Annotated in this window: 18 protein-coding genes; 15 read left to right on the forward strand and 3 right to left on the reverse strand. The window is 37.9% G+C overall.

Going from position 1 to position 17,380, the window contains the following annotated elements:
- Window positions 1-7 precede the first annotated feature (7 nt).
- The 11 genes from HMPREF0766_RS17730 to HMPREF0766_RS17780 all read left to right on the forward strand — a co-directional run bounded on the left by HMPREF0766_RS17730 (window position 8) and on the right by HMPREF0766_RS17780 (window position 11,201).
- Window positions 8-1,120 carry a toxin-antitoxin system YwqK family antitoxin gene (locus tag HMPREF0766_RS17730; protein ID WP_003000292.1) on the forward strand — a complete coding sequence of 371 codons (1,113 nt, stop codon included), beginning with the start codon at window positions 8-10 and terminating at the stop codon, window positions 1,118-1,120.
- Between the two features lie 46 nt (window positions 1,121-1,166).
- Complete coding sequence (locus HMPREF0766_RS17735) at window positions 1,167-1,820, forward strand: phosphatidylserine decarboxylase family protein (RefSeq protein WP_003000294.1); 654 nt, start codon at window positions 1,167-1,169, stop codon at window positions 1,818-1,820.
- Between the two features lie 59 nt (window positions 1,821-1,879).
- Window positions 1,880-2,911, forward strand: a complete 1,032-nt coding sequence (locus HMPREF0766_RS17740) for a sensor histidine kinase (RefSeq protein ID WP_003000296.1) — start codon at window positions 1,880-1,882, stop codon at window positions 2,909-2,911.
- Between the two features lie 102 nt (window positions 2,912-3,013).
- A complete protein-coding gene (locus HMPREF0766_RS17745) occupies window positions 3,014-3,661 on the forward strand; it encodes a DUF47 domain-containing protein (RefSeq protein WP_003000298.1) in 648 nt (215 codons plus the stop codon).
- Between the two features lie 34 nt (window positions 3,662-3,695).
- Window positions 3,696-4,706, forward strand: coding sequence for an inorganic phosphate transporter (locus HMPREF0766_RS17750; protein ID WP_003000300.1), 1,011 nt, complete (start codon window positions 3,696-3,698; stop codon window positions 4,704-4,706).
- A 249-nt stretch (window positions 4,707-4,955) separates the two neighbouring features.
- Entirely contained in the window at window positions 4,956-6,338 is a 1,383-nt protein-coding gene (locus tag HMPREF0766_RS17755) for an OmpA family protein (RefSeq protein ID WP_003000302.1), read from the forward strand.
- 212 nt (window positions 6,339-6,550) lie between these two features.
- Complete coding sequence (locus tag HMPREF0766_RS17760) at window positions 6,551-7,954, forward strand: tetratricopeptide repeat protein (protein ID WP_003000304.1); 1,404 nt, start codon at window positions 6,551-6,553, stop codon at window positions 7,952-7,954.
- A gap of 5 nt (window positions 7,955-7,959) precedes the next feature.
- Window positions 7,960-8,706, forward strand: coding sequence for a shikimate dehydrogenase family protein (locus HMPREF0766_RS17765; RefSeq protein WP_003000305.1), 747 nt, complete (start codon window positions 7,960-7,962; stop codon window positions 8,704-8,706).
- Window positions 8,706-9,290, forward strand: a complete 585-nt coding sequence (gldD, locus tag HMPREF0766_RS17770; protein ID WP_003000308.1) for a gliding motility lipoprotein GldD — start codon at window positions 8,706-8,708, stop codon at window positions 9,288-9,290. The genes HMPREF0766_RS17765 and gldD overlap by 1 nt, the downstream gene beginning before the upstream one ends.
- 18 nt (window positions 9,291-9,308) lie before the next feature.
- Window positions 9,309-9,950, forward strand: coding sequence for an MBL fold metallo-hydrolase (locus HMPREF0766_RS17775; protein WP_003000311.1), 642 nt, complete (start codon window positions 9,309-9,311; stop codon window positions 9,948-9,950).
- A gap of 15 nt (window positions 9,951-9,965) precedes the next feature.
- Complete coding sequence (locus tag HMPREF0766_RS17780; RefSeq protein WP_003000312.1) at window positions 9,966-11,201, forward strand: FtsX-like permease family protein; 1,236 nt, start codon at window positions 9,966-9,968, stop codon at window positions 11,199-11,201.
- A gap of 148 nt (window positions 11,202-11,349) precedes the next feature.
- Here HMPREF0766_RS17780 and HMPREF0766_RS17785 read toward each other — a convergent pair whose 3' ends face one another.
- On the reverse strand, window positions 11,350-12,000 hold the full coding sequence (locus HMPREF0766_RS17785; protein ID WP_003000314.1) for a hypothetical protein: 651 nt from the start codon (window positions 11,998-12,000) through the stop codon (window positions 11,350-11,352).
- 71 nt (window positions 12,001-12,071) lie between these two features.
- Window positions 12,072-12,353 (reverse strand): NifU family protein, encoded by a 282-nt coding sequence (locus HMPREF0766_RS17790; RefSeq protein ID WP_003000316.1) that lies wholly within the window; start codon window positions 12,351-12,353, stop codon window positions 12,072-12,074.
- 244 nt (window positions 12,354-12,597) lie between these two features.
- On the opposite strand from HMPREF0766_RS17790, the gene HMPREF0766_RS17795 reads away from it, so the two are divergent.
- From HMPREF0766_RS17795 to coaBC, 3 genes are read left to right on the forward strand one after another with little or no spacing between them, the layout of a single operon-like run.
- Window positions 12,598-13,512, forward strand: a complete 915-nt coding sequence (locus HMPREF0766_RS17795) for an outer membrane protein assembly factor BamD (RefSeq protein WP_003000317.1) — start codon at window positions 12,598-12,600, stop codon at window positions 13,510-13,512.
- Between the two features lie 27 nt (window positions 13,513-13,539).
- Entirely contained in the window at window positions 13,540-13,869 is a 330-nt protein-coding gene (locus HMPREF0766_RS17800; protein ID WP_003000319.1) for a DNA-directed RNA polymerase subunit omega, read from the forward strand.
- A 10-nt stretch (window positions 13,870-13,879) separates the two neighbouring features.
- Entirely contained in the window at window positions 13,880-15,088 is a 1,209-nt protein-coding gene (gene coaBC / locus HMPREF0766_RS17805; RefSeq protein ID WP_003000321.1) for a bifunctional phosphopantothenoylcysteine decarboxylase/phosphopantothenate--cysteine ligase CoaBC, read from the forward strand.
- A 2-nt stretch (window positions 15,089-15,090) separates the two neighbouring features.
- On the opposite strand, the gene HMPREF0766_RS17810 is transcribed toward coaBC, so the two are convergent.
- Complete coding sequence (locus HMPREF0766_RS17810; protein ID WP_003000323.1) at window positions 15,091-16,452, reverse strand: methyltransferase RsmF C-terminal domain-like protein; 1,362 nt, start codon at window positions 16,450-16,452, stop codon at window positions 15,091-15,093.
- A gap of 112 nt (window positions 16,453-16,564) precedes the next feature.
- Here HMPREF0766_RS17810 and HMPREF0766_RS17815 point away from each other — a divergent pair, with 112 nt between their 5' ends.
- On the forward strand, window positions 16,565-16,948 hold the full coding sequence (locus HMPREF0766_RS17815) for an SRPBCC domain-containing protein (RefSeq protein ID WP_003000325.1): 384 nt from the start codon (window positions 16,565-16,567) through the stop codon (window positions 16,946-16,948).
- The last annotated feature ends 432 nt before the right edge of the window (window positions 16,949-17,380 follow it).

Below are 17,380 nucleotides of genomic sequence, written 5' to 3' on the forward strand. Positions count from 1 at the left end.
TTGTGTTATGATTAATTTCAAAAAAATCTGTTTGTTAAGTGTATTTGCATTTCTGCTTTTTTCAACAGAGGCGCAGGAAAATAAATTAGTCTATTTTGAAAAAGTCACAGATAGTCTGATGCGCTTTTACTTTGACAATTACTATTATCTGGCAGAAAAAAATTGTCCGTTTAAATCCATAGAACGAGTAACCGGATTTAACAAAGAAACCAATACTTTTGAAGGAAATTTTAAGGATTTTGGTCCCACAGGACATGTTATTTTAACAGGAACTCATACCAATGGAGTAAAAACAGGTCCGTTTATCGCTTATCACCCTAATGGCAAGATCAAATGGGAAGCCACTTTTGCAGACGGACAACCTGTTAATGACTGGAAATTCTATTATCCGGACGGCCGGCCCATGATGGTATTAAATTATGAGCAAGGAGTCCGTATCATGTCACAATGGGATAGAAAAGGTAAACAGATTGTTAAAGATGGGGAAGGCCTGTATGATTTCTCTATTCCTTTTGAAGGGTATTCCGAGTATGGCTATCCGATGCTTCGAAGAAGGGGAAGAGTGAAAAGTGGTGTACCTGCTGATAGATGGGAAGTCTATTTCGTAGATGAAAAGAATAATAGTGTCCTTGCAGCAGATGAATACTTTTCAGGTGGGGTTTTTAAAAGAGGAGACAACTATTTCACAGAGGATAGCTATTCCCAATCTGATTTTCCGGTGTTACCGGTAGAATACTTTGTAAGAGCCGAATACTTAGTGTTCAAAAAGTGCAACTTCGATGATTACAGCAACTTCACAAACTACCTGAGTGAAAAAATTGAAAAGTCATTTGATGTAGTAAAGCTGACATTTAAAATAGTGCCCGGAAATTTTGAGTACACAGCTAAATTATCTGAGGCAGGAAAACCATCCCGAATCACATTTACAAAAATGATAGAGGATGCTAAAACACAAAATATATTATCAGCTATCATAGAGGTAATTCCGTATTATTTTCCTTCGCTAAAAAACAATCTTCCCGTCAATGATACTATCGTGGTTTCTGGTCGGTTAGAGGTGAATGAGGCCGGAGAGATAGATGTACATTCCATATCCATTAAACGTCCTGCAGAAGAATAGTTCTCCTTTTTGAAGATTATACTATATTTGCACAATATTTTTGATAATGAAATTTCACAAAGAAGGTTATACAAGTTTGGCAATTGTCGTTTTGATTATTTTCATTGCGAATGCCCTTGCTGATTATTATGACGCCCCTACTGTTGTCAAGTGGATCATTTATATAGTTTCAGCATTTCTGTTTATTACGATTGTACAGTTTTTCAGAAGCCCTATCCGCAAAATAACAATTGATGATGGTGTGATTCTTTGTCCGGCAGATGGAAAAGTAGTCGTTATAGAAGAAACAGAAGAAACAGAATATTTTAACGATAGACGTATTCAGGTATCTGTATTTATGTCACCTGTCAACGTACACTCTAATCGCAATCCTATCAGTGGTATTGTAAAATATTTCAAATATCATCCCGGAAAATTTTTGGTTGCATGGCACCCGAAATCCTCTACAGATAATGAGCGTACCACAGTTGTAGTGCAGTCCAGGTCAGGTCAGGAAGTACTTTTCCGCCAGATTGCAGGAGCATTAGCCCGCCGTATTGTCTGGTATGTAAAAGAAAACGATGCTGTAACACAGGGAAATGAATTTGGCTTCATCAAATTCGGCTCACGTGTTGACTTATTCCTTCCGCTTGGAACCAGGATCGATGTCAAACTGGAAGACAAGGTCGTCGGTGGAAAAACCATAATCGGAAGATTTTAACATAGATTTAATAAAGCATTACTTATCTTAGGCTTCGAAAGTATTTCGAAGCTTTTTTTATGAATTTTAAACTGTTAGTACTGATTAATGCCGCAGCTGTGGGATTATCCATTTCTATTGTCAGCTTTTATTATCAGCACGATATTAAAGCCGCTTTCATCATTTTTGGCATTTCTCTGATTGTGAGTTTTGTGGTATTTTATTTTCTCTTTGAAAAATATATCTATCGCCGCATCAACACCATCTATAAGCTAATACACAATCTCAAATTAGGTAAGGACCTCAAAGATGCTTTGGGAGAATACGTCAGTGATGACCCCATCACAGATGCTGAACGCGAGGTTCGAGACTGGGCCAAAGAGAAAAAATCAGAAATAGACAAACTCCGCAGTCAGGAAAAATTCCGCAGAGAATTTCTTTCTAACATATCCCATGAATTCAAAACACCCTTATTCGCGATTCAGGGATACATTGAAACATTACAGGACGGACTGATAGAAGAAGATCCTGAAATGGCAAAAGGCTTTCTGGATAAAGCTTCTAAAAATCTTGATCGTCTCAGCTATCTGATTCATGATCTGGACGAAATTTCAAAGCTCGAATCCGGAAGAATCTCGCTGAATATTGAAAAATTTGACCTCTCCGAGTTGATAAAGGAAACAATAGAAAATCTGGATGATAAAGCCAGATCACAAAAAATTGACATTGTATTCAAACAAAAGTATCAAAATGTGACTTTTGTAAAAGCAGACCGAAAGAAAATTCAACAAGTACTAACCAATTTGATCGACAATTCTATTAAATACGGCAAAACAGGAGGAAGTACCGATATACGTATATTCCCATTATTCGAACAAGTTCTTGTTGAAGTAACGGATGACGGGCAAGGTATTGAAGAAAAAAATCTGCCAAGAGTATTTGAACGTTTCTACAGAACGGATAAAAGCCGTTCCAGAGGAATAGGCGGATCAGGGCTGGGATTAGCGATTGTAAAGCATATTGTTGAAGCACACCAGCAGAATGTAAATGTAAGAAGTACAGAGGGAATAGGAACAACATTTGGATTTACATTAGAAAAATCCAAAAACTAATCCATCTCATTAACATTGAATGCCAGTCAATATTAAGTAAGGGCAAAATTAACACTAACTTAACATTGGCTTTATATCTTTGCATAAATTATATATTAACATATGTCGTTAAATAGTATTTTCAGTTATTTTGTTCCAAAGGACAAAAAATTTTTCCCGCTATTCGAACAAGCAGGAAGCAATCTGATCGAGATGGCCAAATTGTTGAAAGAAAATGTCAACTCAACAAACCTTGAAACCCGCAAAGAGATCACCAAAAAAATTGAGGATTTAGAGCACAAAGGAGATAGCATTACCCATCAAATCCATTTAGAATTGGGTAAAAACTTTATCACACCATTCGATAGAGAAGATATCCATGCATTAGCAAGTTCGCTTGATGATGTTGCCGATTTTATTCACGGAGCATCTAACCGTATGGAACTATACAAAGTTCTTGAGCCAAGTCAGCCCATGATCGAGATCACTGAATTGATTTTGGAAGCAACAGAACACGTTGCCAAAGCGATATATGAACTAAGAGATCTGAAAAACATCCGCAATATCACAGATTCATGTGTAAGAATAAACAGTGTTGAAAATAAAGCAGATTATATTTTTGATAAAGCGGTAGCTGAACTTTTTGAATATGAAAAAGATGCAATCACGCTTATCAAATATAAAGAAGTACTGTCTGCAATGGAAGATGCTACAGATAAATGCGAGGATGTCGCAAACGTATTAGAAAGTATTTTAGTTAAGAATGCTTAAATCCGGGTAGGATTTAAGTTTTAACAATGACACAATGATTTCAACCTTATTAGTTGTTGTTATTATTTTAGCGATTGCCTTTGACTACATCAATGGTTTCCATGATGCAGCCAACTCAATTGCAACAGTAGTTTCAACAAAAGTATTAACACCATTTATGGCTGTACTTTGGGCAGCAATATTCAATTTTGCAGCCTACTTTTATTTTACTGACCATAAAGTAGCCAATACAGTAGCCAAAACAGTTATTGAAGAATACATTACACTGGAAGTAATATTCGCCGGCCTTGTTGCCGCTATCGGATGGAATTTATTCACCTGGTATTATGGTATACCTTCAAGTTCTTCGCACACCCTTATAGGCGGGTTTGCAGGATCGGGAATGGCTTATGCCTATATTATGGGAGGAGATCCTATCCACGCAATCAATATCGATGCGACATTAAAAATTATTTCATTCATTGTCCTCGCTCCGGTCATAGGGATGATCATATCAGTCATTATCACACTGATCATTATCAATCTGGCCAAGAAAAGTAAGCCAAGCGTAGCAGAAAAATGGTTTAAATTTTTACAACTGATCTCTTCTGCAGCATTGAGTTTTGCACACGGAGGTAATGATGCACAGAAAGTAATGGGTATTATCTTAGTCGCAATGGTTGCAGGTGGTTATATTGAAAACACAAGCCATATGCCGGAATGGATACCATTGACTTGTTATGCAGCCATTTCTGCCGGAACAATGAGCGGAGGATGGAAAATCGTAAAAACAATGGGAACCAAGATTACCAAAGTAACTCCTCTGGAAGGCGTAAGTGCCGAAACTGCCGGAGCAGTGACATTGGGTATCACCGAACACTTCGGAATCCCGGCTTCTACTACACATACAATTACCGGATCTATTATAGGTGTAGGAATTGTGAAAAGAGTTTCAGCTGTAAGATGGGGAGTGACGATCAGCCTTCTTTGGGCCTGGATCCTGACTATACCAGTTTCAGCACTATTGGGTGGTATCACGCTGGCAATCATCCATTATATTTTATAATCGTAGTTAAAAGACTACAATTATGTCCGTTTTATTGTAATTCGATGAATTCAATATTAAAAAATTTGTGTATAAAGTTCAAAATAGGTACATTTACACGCTAAATTGAAAATCTGAAAGTAATCAGGTAATGAAGATTTAAATCTTTTAAAGCATTTTAAATTTTTGGTACAGTTATTGTTTAGATTGTTAGTGTTAAATAAAGTTAAAGAAAACAATTAAAATTTTAATAACCTTAAAAACAAGAGTATGAACTATTCTACAATTAAAAAAACAGCTATCGCTGCTTCATTAGTAGCCGCTCTAGGTTACGCTGAAGTTGCTCAGGCGCAACAACCAACAGTATTTGGTGGAAGATCACAATACAGAACTTGGTCTATCGGTGTACAAGGTGGTATCACTACTCCTAACGTACTTATAGGTGGATCTAATGCATTCGGTCAAAAAGTAGGTCTTTTCCAAAATAAAGTTGGTGAGTACTACGGACTAACTGTTCGTAAACAATTTTCTCACCTTTTCGGTTTAGAATTAGAAGGTAACAGAGGTAAGATCAAAACTTACAACCATGATGTATCTGGTCCTGTTGCTGAAACTGCAAACGGAGCAAGATCTGCACAAGTTGATGTAAACTGGGCTGCTAGCTTAAATGGTGTATTCCAATTGGGTACTATCGACTTCTTGAGAAGAGAAAATGCAGTTAATTTCTACGCTAAAGTAGGTTTAGGAGTAATGGCTTCAAACCCTATCCAGTATGCTAATAACGATTTCACTGGTGCTGAAGTTTACAATAACAAAGGTAAATGGGGTGAAGAAATCTTTGGTGACAGAGAGAAAGTTGGTGACAGAGATAACAAATTAGGCGCTTTCGTACCAGTTGGTGTTGGTGTTAAATTCAAATTATCTGAAGTTGTTGCCTTGAACTTAGGTTACACAATGAACTTCACTGATGATAACTTGTTATACGGTCCAGCTAGAACTGACTACAAAGGTAAATTCTCTAACGTATACGGTGGTTTAGAATTCACTTTAGGTTCAAGAGACAAACAAAGCCTTACTTTCACTAACCCAGTTGCAACAATGTACGATGAGTTGAAAGATCCTTCATTGAAAAACGAAGTTGAGGCTCTTAAACAACGCGTATCTACTTTAGAAGGAACTGTTGATCAGTTAGGTAAAGATTCTGACGGTGACGGTGTATCTGATAAATTTGACAAATGCCCTAACACTCCTGCTGGAACAGTAGTAGATGGTTCAGGATGTCCAATCAAATTCCCAGAGCCAGTTGTTAACAACTACACTGCTTCTACAGGTCAGTACGGTAGCATCCAATTCGAATTCGATAGCTCTGTATTGAAAACTGAATCTTACTCTACTTTAGACAGATTAGCTAAAGAATTGCGTGATAACAATTCATCAGTAACTTTAGATGGTTATGCATCTGCAGAAGGTACTGAAGCTTACAACATGACTCTTTCTAAAGACCGTGCTAACGCAGTTAAACAATACTTAGTAAACGCTGGTGTTACTGCTGCTAAAGTTACAGCTAACGGTTACGGAGAAGCTAACCCAGTAGCATCTAATGCAACTGAAGAAGGTCGTATCCAAAACCGTCGTGTTGAGATCAAAAAATAATTATTCTTAATCCGAATAATTTAACATACAAAGCCTTCCCGAAATTCGGGAAGGCTTTTGTGTTTTAAACACATTTATTTTATTTATTGTACCTTTGTACTATTATTTCCATAAAATGTGGAAAACATATACATCATATATTCAACAAAAAGTCTTATTTTTCTTTTAAGATTAGTGAACGGGATTATGATTTCTAAATAGAAAGGAATACGATGGAAGAAGAATTCGAATTTGGTTCTCCTGAAGAACAGAAGTTTTCGGTTGACCGCTATGAAGAAATGATCAGAAATGAAGATCAGTATTTCTTTGACACGAAGGCTTTTGAGGGAATCATCGACTATTATATGGATAAGAATGATCCTATAAAAGCCCTACAGGTTGTCGACTATGCAATCAACCAGCACCCCTTTGAAACCAATTTCTTTTTGAAACAAGCGCAGCTCTTTGCTGCGACAAATCAGTTTCACAATGCACTGGCATCACTGGATAAAGCTGAACTTCTGGAACCTTCAGAAGGGGATATTTACCTTATAAAAGGAAGTATACTCGGGTCGCTGAATAACTTTGAGGAAGCGCATCAAAACTTACAGAAAGCACTCGAACTGACAGATAGTAAAGATGAGGTATTTTATCAGATAAGCGGGTTATATCAGGCGCAGGGAGATTATGAGAAGGCAGTATATTACCTGCGGAAATCTTTGGAACTGAATATGGAAAATCAGGATGCTCTATATGAACTGGCATTCTGTTATGATGTACTGGATAAACAGGAAGAAAGCGTCGCTTTTTATCTGCAGTATATTGACAATGACCCCTATTCATATGCCGCATGGTACAATCTGGGTAATGCTTATCATAAACTAAGTCAGTACAGAGAAGCTATAGATGCATACGATTATGCCATTTTAATAAAAGAGAATTTCTCTTCAGCCTACTTCAACAAAGGCAATGCATTGGTTAATCTGGATTGCTTCAAGGAAGCCATCGAGGTATATAAACATACTTTCGAGTATGAACCGCCGAGTGCTGAAACATACTGTGCTATTGGAGAGTGTTATGAAAAATTAGAACAGATGGACGAAGCCCGCCAATATTACAAAAAAGCAGTAAAGCTGGATAGTAATATGGGTGATGCCTGGTTTGGTATAGGAGTGACTTTAGATTTTGAAGAACGTTATTTCGAATCGCTTCATTTTTACAAAAAAGCACTTGACATAGACGACCAGAATCCGGATTACTGGTTTGCCATTGCAGATGCGCGTTATAAGTTAAAACAGTTGGATGAAGCTGAAAAGGCATATGCAAAGGTAGTCGAGCTCAACCCCACAGATGTTGAAGCATGGCTAGACTTTTCGTCTATCTACTTTGAGCAAAGCAAATTTGTAGAAGCCATAGATACTATAGCAGATGCGATCAACAACAATCCGGAAGCAGCAGAACTGTACTACCGAATGGTTGCTTATTTATTTGCAAACGGTCAGTATAATGAAGCGTTAAACTTTCTGGAATTAGGACTCGCTACAGATCCGCAGAAACACTATATTATTTTTGAATACCTGCCTCAATTGCAGGGAAACAAAATTATTGTTGATATCATAAAAAAATACGCTTTATAACGAACATGAAAAAATTAGGGCTCATTGGATTTCCGCTAGGTCATTCCTTTTCCAAAAAGTACTATTTAGAAAAATTTGAAAAAGAACATATCCGGGGCATTGATTATAACTTATATCCGTTAGAAGACATCCATCAGTTTCCTGATCTCTATCAGGAAACTGATGGTCTTTATGGCGTAAATGTCACCATACCTCATAAACAAACAATTATTCCTTTTCTGAATGAATTATCTCCGGAAGCACAGCAAATGAATGCTGTAAATTGTATCCAGATCAAGAAAAATGGAGAAGGATATCATCTAAAGGGATTTAATACAGATGCATTCGGTTTTGAAGAATCACTGAAGCCCCTACTCAAACCTCATCATAGCAAAGCACTTATTCTGGGCAACGGTGGCGCTGCACAGGCAGTTGTTTTCTCTCTGGAGAAATTAGACATCCCTTATCAGTTTGTAAGCCGGACAAAAACAGACACCAATCTTACTTACACGGAACTCAATGATACAATAATAAAAGAGCATACTCTTATTATCAACTGTTCACCCTTGGGAACTTATCCAAATGTAGATACTTGCCCGGATATCCCTTATGAGAGTATTTCAAAAGAGCACTTACTCTATGATCTGGTATACAATCCTGAAGTCACTTTATTTCTCAAAAAAGGACAGGAACAAGGTGCCGAAATCAAAAACGGCTATGAAATGCTTTTACTTCAGGCGGAGAGAAACTGGGTTATCTGGAACGAAGTGTAATGAGGTATTTTGTTTTATATTTGTTATCTGCCTTTTTATTCAGCGCTATATTTACAGCCTGCCATGAAGACTATTCCCCGAAGCCAAGAGGTTATTTCAGAATTGAATTTCCGGATAAAAAGTATAAGATGACGCAGACAGGTTGTCCTTTCGATTTCGAAATACCTGCCTATGCTACATTGGATAAGGATCGGGAAAAAGATGCCAAACCCTGTTGGCTGAATCTCGATTTCCCTCAATTCAATGCGCGTCTTCACCTCAGCTATTTTGATATTAATAAGAATGTCTCTTTTCAGCAGTTAAGCGAAGATGCACGAACATTTGCTTTCAATCATACCGTGAAAGCTACAGCAATAGAACAAAAAAGGATCAATAAGGAGGATCGCCGTATATTTGGTGTACAATACCTTATCCGGGGAAATACAGCATCCAATGATCAGTTTTTTGTATCCGACAGCATCCATCATTATTTAAGAGGAGCGTTATATTTCAATGAAAAACCGCACCTCGATTCCATACAACCGGTTTTAGATTTTATTAATGCGGATATTGAACGTATCATCCAAACAATACATTGGAAATAAATCGTATTTTTGAAGACTATGGTACATTTAAAGCAATTTGTCTGCAATCCCTATCAGGAAAACACGTACGTACTTTATGATGATAAAGGCTTCTGTGCGATCATTGATCCCGGAATGTATGGGAAAGCAGAAGAAGATCTTTTCTTATCATTTATTGAAGAACATAAACTAAATCCTGTTGTACTGCTGAATACCCACTGTCATATTGATCATGTATTAGGCAATAAATTTATACATGAGCACTTTGGTCTTTTACCTCAGTTTCATGAAGGAGAACTTCCATTACTGATAGAAGTACAGAATTATGCCCCGCAAATGGGCATACGTTATGATATTTCTCCTATTGGAGAATATTTTTTACCTGAAGAAGGTACTGTCAGCTTTGGAGACAATGTTTTGAAACTGATATTCGTTCCCGGCCATTCACCTGCACACTTATGCTTCTATCATGAATCCCAAAAATTCGTAATAGGGGGAGATGCGCTTTTTAGAGGTAGTATCGGAAGAACAGATTTACCTGGAGGAAATCATAACCAATTACTAAAAAGTATTCAGGAAAAGCTCTACACCCTACCGGAAGATGTCATCGTATATCCAGGGCATGGACCTTCAACTACTATTGGAGATGAGAAAAGAACCAATCCTTTTATAAGAGCATAAAAGAAAGTCCATACTATGAATCTGTCCTACTTTTTTGCCAAACGATACCTGTTCTCTAAAAAATCGGTTAATGCTATTAACATTATTTCGATGATTAGTGTTATAGGTGTGTTGGTTAGTAGTGCAGCACTGGTTATCGTATTATCTTTTTATAATGGAATGGAAAAGCTTATTCTTTCGATGTTCAGTACATTTTCCCCGGAACTTCGTATTGAACCTGCAGAAGGCAAGCTTTTCTCTACGAAAAACCAGCTCTTTGAAGAGCTTCGTAAAAGCAAAGATATCAAAAGTTACAGTGAAGTTCTTGAAGAGAAAGCCCTTTTACAGTTTGGCAATCATCAGTTTATTGGCAAACTGAAAGGTATAGAACCAAATAGTCTCCATCAACACGCTTCTGACAGCATGCTTTATGCAGGAGAATTTGAAATTTTCAAAGAGGATGTCAGCTACGCCATTATCGGTGCAAATGTGCAGGCAAATTTACAAATACCTATAGTTGGTCTGAGAAATACAATGCTGATCAATTCTCCCAGGAAAGGATCTACCAACGCTGTTAATCCTGCAGATGATATTATACAAAGGGGAATCAGTCCGAGAGGAGTACTCAAATATCAGCAAGGATTTGACGATCTGGTGATCACTCCTATTGACTTTGCCAGAGATGCACTCGGCGAGTATGATAAGGTATCTGCGATAGAAATGTACACCAGACAACCCGAAAAACTTGCAGAAATCGAAAAACAGATTCAGGACAAGCTCGGTAAAGGTTTTAAAGTCTTAAATCGTGAAGAACAAAACCCAACACTTTATAAAACCGTCAGCACGGAAAAATGGGCAGTATTCTTTATTCTTACTTTTATCGGTATCATTGCCATATTCAATATTATCGGATCTATGACCATGCTGGTCATTGACAAACGTCAGGATATGATTATTCTGAAAAGTCTGGGAGCTGAAAACACCCTGATACAACGTATCTTTTATAATGAAGGAATGTTGATTGCGCTTATCGGAAGTGTCAGCGGTATTATTATAGGATATGTCTTTTGCTTTTTGCAGGATACTTTTGGATTCATCCGTACCGGTGAAGGCAATAATAGTATAATTGATGCTTACCCGGTAGATATAAGGCTCAGTGACTTCCTGTTGGTCTTTTTAACTGTATTATTAGCTTCTGTACTTATATCGTACTTATCATCACTTTTAAGTGTGAAAGCAATAGGAGATCTCAAAGCAGAAAGCAGTGAGTAGAACATCAGAATTAAGAGGTAATAAGGTCTTTTGCGGAATCAAAGGTATATTTCTGTTTACCACCAGAAATACGACACTAAGCTAAAGGAAACAGAGTTAAATAATTCTATAGAACCTCTCTGTAGATACGATGTCGAAATATAACCAATTAATACTTTAACTTCTTCCGGCTATCGTCACCCTTGAAAATATCATTGATCAAACTTCCCCATGCAAAAGGGTTAAGTAAAGGGTTGGCATATTTTTGATTAATAGCTTTATTTGTCAATCCAATATGTCTTTGTGTAGAATTAAAATTCTGAATCTCTTCTGCACTTCTTGGCGTTATCCTGGCTAAAGCAGCCAGTGCTTCTGGTGAAACACTTCTGCGTGCAGTGGTTATGGCGTCATCTCCAACACGCAGTGCCATAAAGGCCATATTAAATTCTTCTATACTAGCCCAGGGAAATGGTGTAACCATAGGAAGTTCTTTGACAAGACTCTTCATTTGGATGGCCGCTGTATATTTATCTTCTGAAGTATTCGGAACCACAAATTCTGTAGGGTCATATCCGATTGAAGAAAAACGTACTGTATCACCTACATGTGCTACAAAGGAGAAAAAACCTTCATGGTTGGCAACAAAAACCTGATCCTGACGATCACCATTCCGGATTGTAACAAATGGTACTGGAAGTTCAGAACCTATTGCATGAATAATCCCGCTAAACTGAACAATCTTTTTTTCCTGAGCAAAGGAAAAAAAGGAAGAACAGATAAGCAAGATCGTGAAAACAATATGTTTAGGATTTTTTACCATACTCACAAAACTACACATTTGTGCGCTACACGGCTGTTAAAATGTGTTAATAGTTAAAAGTCAGTAATTTGCTACACAACCTTTGGAGAAGGAGTAGTTGCATTCGGATCATCCGCACTTGTAATATTCAGAGCTTCAACCGAAGTGATCTCAGGAACTGCCTTTTTGATCGCCTGCTCTAATCCTGCTTTAAATGTCATGATACTCATCGAACAAGATGCACAGGCACCTGTCAATTTAAGTTTCACCACATTCTCGGGTGTGATTTCCTCTAAACTTACATTACCTCCATCTGTCTCTAAATAAGGTCTAATTGTATCTAAGGCCTGTTCAACTCTCTCGTGTAACGTCATTTTTAATTAGTTAAATCTTTATGATTTGTAAATATAGTGAATTATTCAGAATTCTATCGTACCTTGTCAAGGTTACCTTAATTTTTCAACAACAGTATGACAAAATATACTTATTCTGTGTCGTCAGTAACTCTCGTTAAAGTTTGTTAAATTCAAAGATAGAATTGTTCAAAACTTATCTTTCCCTTATATTGCACATCAAAATTTAATTGACTATTATATCAAATTCCCTTATCTTTGTAAAATGTTTTTAAATAGGCGTTTAGTGGCAGTTGTTGCCGGATTATTGCTCATTGTATTTATTAGTGGCTGTAAGAGCAAGTTTGAGAAGTTGCGGGCCAGCAATAATTTGGCTTTAAAATACCAGGAAGCTGTCAAGTTTTACGAAAAAAAGAAATATACGAAAGCCTTAGCCCTATTTGACGACTTAATGCAACGTTACAGAGGACAGGCCGAAGCGGAAGATTTATATTACTATACAGCATATACAAACTACCGTCTAAAAGACTATACTTCTGCCCGTTATCATTTCAAACAGTTTGCACAGACTTTTCCAAACAGTGCAAAAGCTGAAGAATGTAGGTTTATGACGGCTTATTGTTTTTACCTGGATTCTCCGCGGTCTTCACTGGATCAGGAAAATACACGTAAAGCTATTGATGAGCTACAATTGTTTGTCAATCTTTATCCGGAATCTGAGAAAGCAAAAGAAGCCGCAGATCTGATTCAGCAATTAAGAGACAAACTGGAGAAAAAAGCATTTTCAAATGCTAAGCTATATTACGATATGGGGCTTAATGATGATTACAAAGCCGCTGTTATCGCATTGGAGAATGTACTTAAAGAATATCCGGATACAAAGTATGCTGAAGAGATCAATTATCTGATTATCAAAGCGCAATTCAGATATGCCGAAAAAAGTACGCCTCGCAGACAGGAAGAGCGTTACAGCAAGGTAATTGATTATTATCAGGATTTTGTGGATGATTATCCGGAAAGCAAACACCGTAAAGAAGTAGATGATATCAGAAAGGATTCAGAAACCAATATGGCCGTAGCTATCAAAAGATGGAACGAGATCAAAAAATCTATTGAAGAACAAGAAAGAGAGTTGGGTGTTAACCAACAACGTGAAAGTACTGAAGAAGTAAAGAAATAAATAAGAAATAAGTAATACCCATTTGATATGAGTCAAACAAATAATAACAGTCTTCCAAATTCAACGGTTACACGTGATTTGAGACAATTGGATAAAGGTACTGATAACCTGTACGAGTCTATCGTTGTCATTTCCAAAAGAGCTAATCAGGTTGCTGTTGACATGAAAGAAGAGTTGAACGGTAAGCTTGCTGAATTTGCCAGTAACAACGATAATCTGGAAGAAGTATTCGAAAACCGCGAACAGATCGAGATTTCTAAGCACTATGAGCGTATGCCTAAGCCTACTCTTGTAGCTATCGATGAATTCCTTCACGATAAAGTGTACTTCAGAAACCCTTCTAAAGAACAAGAATAATCTTATTCTGATGTCTTTACAAGGCAAAAATATTGTAATTGGTGTATGCGGCAGTATTGCCGCATACAAAATTGCGACTCTCGTAAGACTCCTTGTAAAAGAAAAAGCAGCCGTACAGATCATTATGACTCCGGATGCGGTCGAATTTATCACCCCGCTCACTCTTTCCACTCTTTCCAACAAACCTGTACTGGTCGATTATTTTGACAAGAAAACCGGTTCATGGAATAATCATGTTCACCTCGGGCTGGAAGCCGACCTTTTACTGATCGCTCCTGCCACGGCTAATACTTTAGCCAAAATGGCGAACGGACAATGTGACAACCTCCTTACAGCTGTTTATTTATCCGCCAAATGTCCTGTTTTTGTTGCTCCTGCTATGGATCTGGACATGTGGAAGCACCCGGCGACACAGCGCAACATTACATTGTTAAAGAGTTATAACAATACCATCATACATCCGGGTAACGGAGAACTTGCCAGTGGTCTGACAGGCGAAGGCCGCCTCGCCGAGCCGGAGGAGATTTTAGCGTACCTAAGCAACTATTTTACACGGAGCCAACCCTTGTCAGGCAGAAAAGCATTAGTTACGGCAGGCCCCACCCATGAAGCTATTGACCCTGTCCGTTTTATCGGTAATCATTCCAGCGGAAAAATGGGATATGCAATTGCTGAAGAATTGAAAAATCTGGGCGCTCAGGTCACATTAGTATCCGGACCTACACACTTAAGTGCACCAGGTGATGTAAACAGGATTTCCGTTATTTCTGCTAGTCAAATGCTGGAGGCTGCAAATACATATTTTGACGCGGCTGATATTATCGTCATGAGTGCTGCAGTAGCAGATTATACTCCTGAAACAGTGGCAGATCAGAAGATCAAAAAGAAAGAAGATACTTTTGCTATTCCTCTCAAAAAGACGACCGATATACTGGCAACCTTAGGTAAGAGAAAAACAGACAAACAAGTGCTTATTGGTTTTGCGCTGGAGACAAATAACGAGCTCGAGAATGCAAAAGGCAAGCTGCAAAAGAAGAATCTGGATTATATTGTCCTCAACTCTATGCAAGATAAAGGCGCCGGATTTTCTACAGATACGAATAAAGTAACGATTATTGCTAAAGACGGAACCTTAAAAGAGTTTTCTTTAAAAACTAAACAGGAGGTCGCCAAAGATATCTGTAATATCATCATTCGGCATCCCTATCCTTCAAATTGAGCTTATAAATAAGCTATTCTACTTTCCTTCGGATAATAATTATTGATTCTGTTCGCCAGGATCTTTATCCACCCCAATTTTACATTTTTATAGGTGACCAATGTCCAGCCATTCTTCAAATTATGCTCCGGATCAATATTCTCCTTCCGCAGGTAATTCTGTGCTTCCTCCAATGTGAGCTCAAGAGTGGGAAAATTAGCTTTAATAGCTGTACTTAATGCAAGTCCATGTGCCGGAATAAGCTCTTTACCAGCCAGTTTACCAATATTTGTTCCGGCATTCTTCAGGTAAAGTACATTCTGCAGAATCTTCAGGTCTGTTTCATAGTCTTTAGGAAATATATGTACATTCTCATGATGAAGAAAAGCCGTATGTGTCGACGCATTATTTAACCAATGCTCTATAATTCCATTCGGGACATCCGATTTTTCAGGTTTGATCTTTTTTCTGTTAAATGTTTCCTGAAATGCTGTTTTGACAAATGCAGTGATGAAAAAACCTTCACCTTTAACTTTATGCGGGTAGAATCTATAGCCAAAGCATGTTGAAATATCAGATTTTGTTTCTTCGATTCCCCACTCTTCACGAACAGGAATCTGAATAGATTTTAGTCCATACTCCTTTACTAACCAATCTGCAATATCTTCATTTTCCTCCTGCGAATAGGAACACGTTGAATACAAAAGAATACCATCCGTTTTGAGGCAACCCATCGCTTCAGCCAGAATTCGCTGTTGGCGCTCACTGCAAAGCTTTACATTAGCCTCGGACCATTCATCTATAGCTCCGCTATCTTTACGAAACATTCCTGAACCGGAACATGGGGCATCAATCAGCACCAAATCAAAATATCCCGGCAGTCTTCTAAAAGCACTGGGATCATTATTCGTTATTACAACATTGGAATTACCCCAACGAACCATGTTTTCCATCAGAATTGGCACACGTGTCTTTATAATTTCGTTAGCCACCAAAAGACTCTGCGGATGAAGGTAACTATTTAAAAGAGTGGTTTTTCCTCCGGGTGCAGCACATAGATCCAATGCTTTAAGTGGCTCACCATCAAGTTTAAGATGTTGGATAATATGAGAAATAAACATAGATGAAGCATCCTGAGAATAGTAACATCCAGCATGATATAAAGGGTCTAAAGTAAAAGAAGGCCTTTCTACAAGATAAAAGCCACGGTCACACCATGGAATCGGTTCTGCATGAGCGAATGGAGCTGTTGTTATTTTCTTTTCATTGATGCGGATTGAACTCTGCCTTTCCCCATTCTCGTGAATATCGATAAAAGCTTGCTCATCAAACAATGGATTAGCACCTAATTTGCGGATTAAGGAATTGGGCAGAATATTACTCATCTTGTTTATCTTATATAAGCAGTAAAGTTAATCATTCTCAAAAAAAGTGCAGAACATAATTACAAAAGTGACATCAGTAATAAATCATTACCTTTGTAGCAGAAATAATGATATGAAAGATTTTAAAAAATATTTTATAATACCCGCAACTCCGGATGAGGTATATCTGGCACTTACAACAGAGATTACTGCACGCTTATGGACAGGCGACGAAGCATCTATAGATCCTGTAGAAGGCGGAGAATTTTCGATGTGGGACGGAGCGATCATAGGAAAGTTTATCAGCTTAGAACCAGGTAAAAAGATTGTACAGCAATGGTATTTCGGTGAACAGGAAGAGCCTTCCATTGTTACACTAAAACTACATGAACATAAAAAAGGAACGTCTCTTGAAGTTAATCACCTCCATATTCCTGATGAGGCATTTGACGATATTGCAGAGGGCTGGACTAACCCATATATGGCTTCCTTAATTGAATTCTACGAAGAAGATTAATGTAAACCAGTCTTAAACAAAGAAAGCCGTTGAAATATATATTTCAACGGCTTTCTTTGTTATGCTTTTATCTGTAATTCATAGAGATAACAGAAGTATACACATAAGATAGCAATCTTTAACCTCTCTCCCGATAAACGGGATCTCACCTTGAAAAGGAGAGAATTAATCTGGTTTAGTCGTTGTTATTTGGATGGCGCAAGCATGAGCGCAGCGATGCTTGTGCCTGGATCGTATTGCCGGTAGGGATATCGGCAAACGCAGTTGACGCGTCTGTTGATGTCCCAACCAACAGCATAGAAGTGGATTAGCCTAAAAAGTAACAGAACATGCAATTGTAATATCGGTCTTTAACCTCTCTCCCGATAAATCGCTGTCATTTGTATGGCGCAAGCATGAGCGCAGCGATGCTTGTGCCTGTGCCTGACACGT

Source organism: Sphingobacterium spiritivorum ATCC 33861, assembly GCF_000143765.1.
Taxonomy (GTDB): Bacteria; Bacteroidota; Bacteroidia; order Sphingobacteriales; family Sphingobacteriaceae; genus Sphingobacterium; species Sphingobacterium spiritivorum.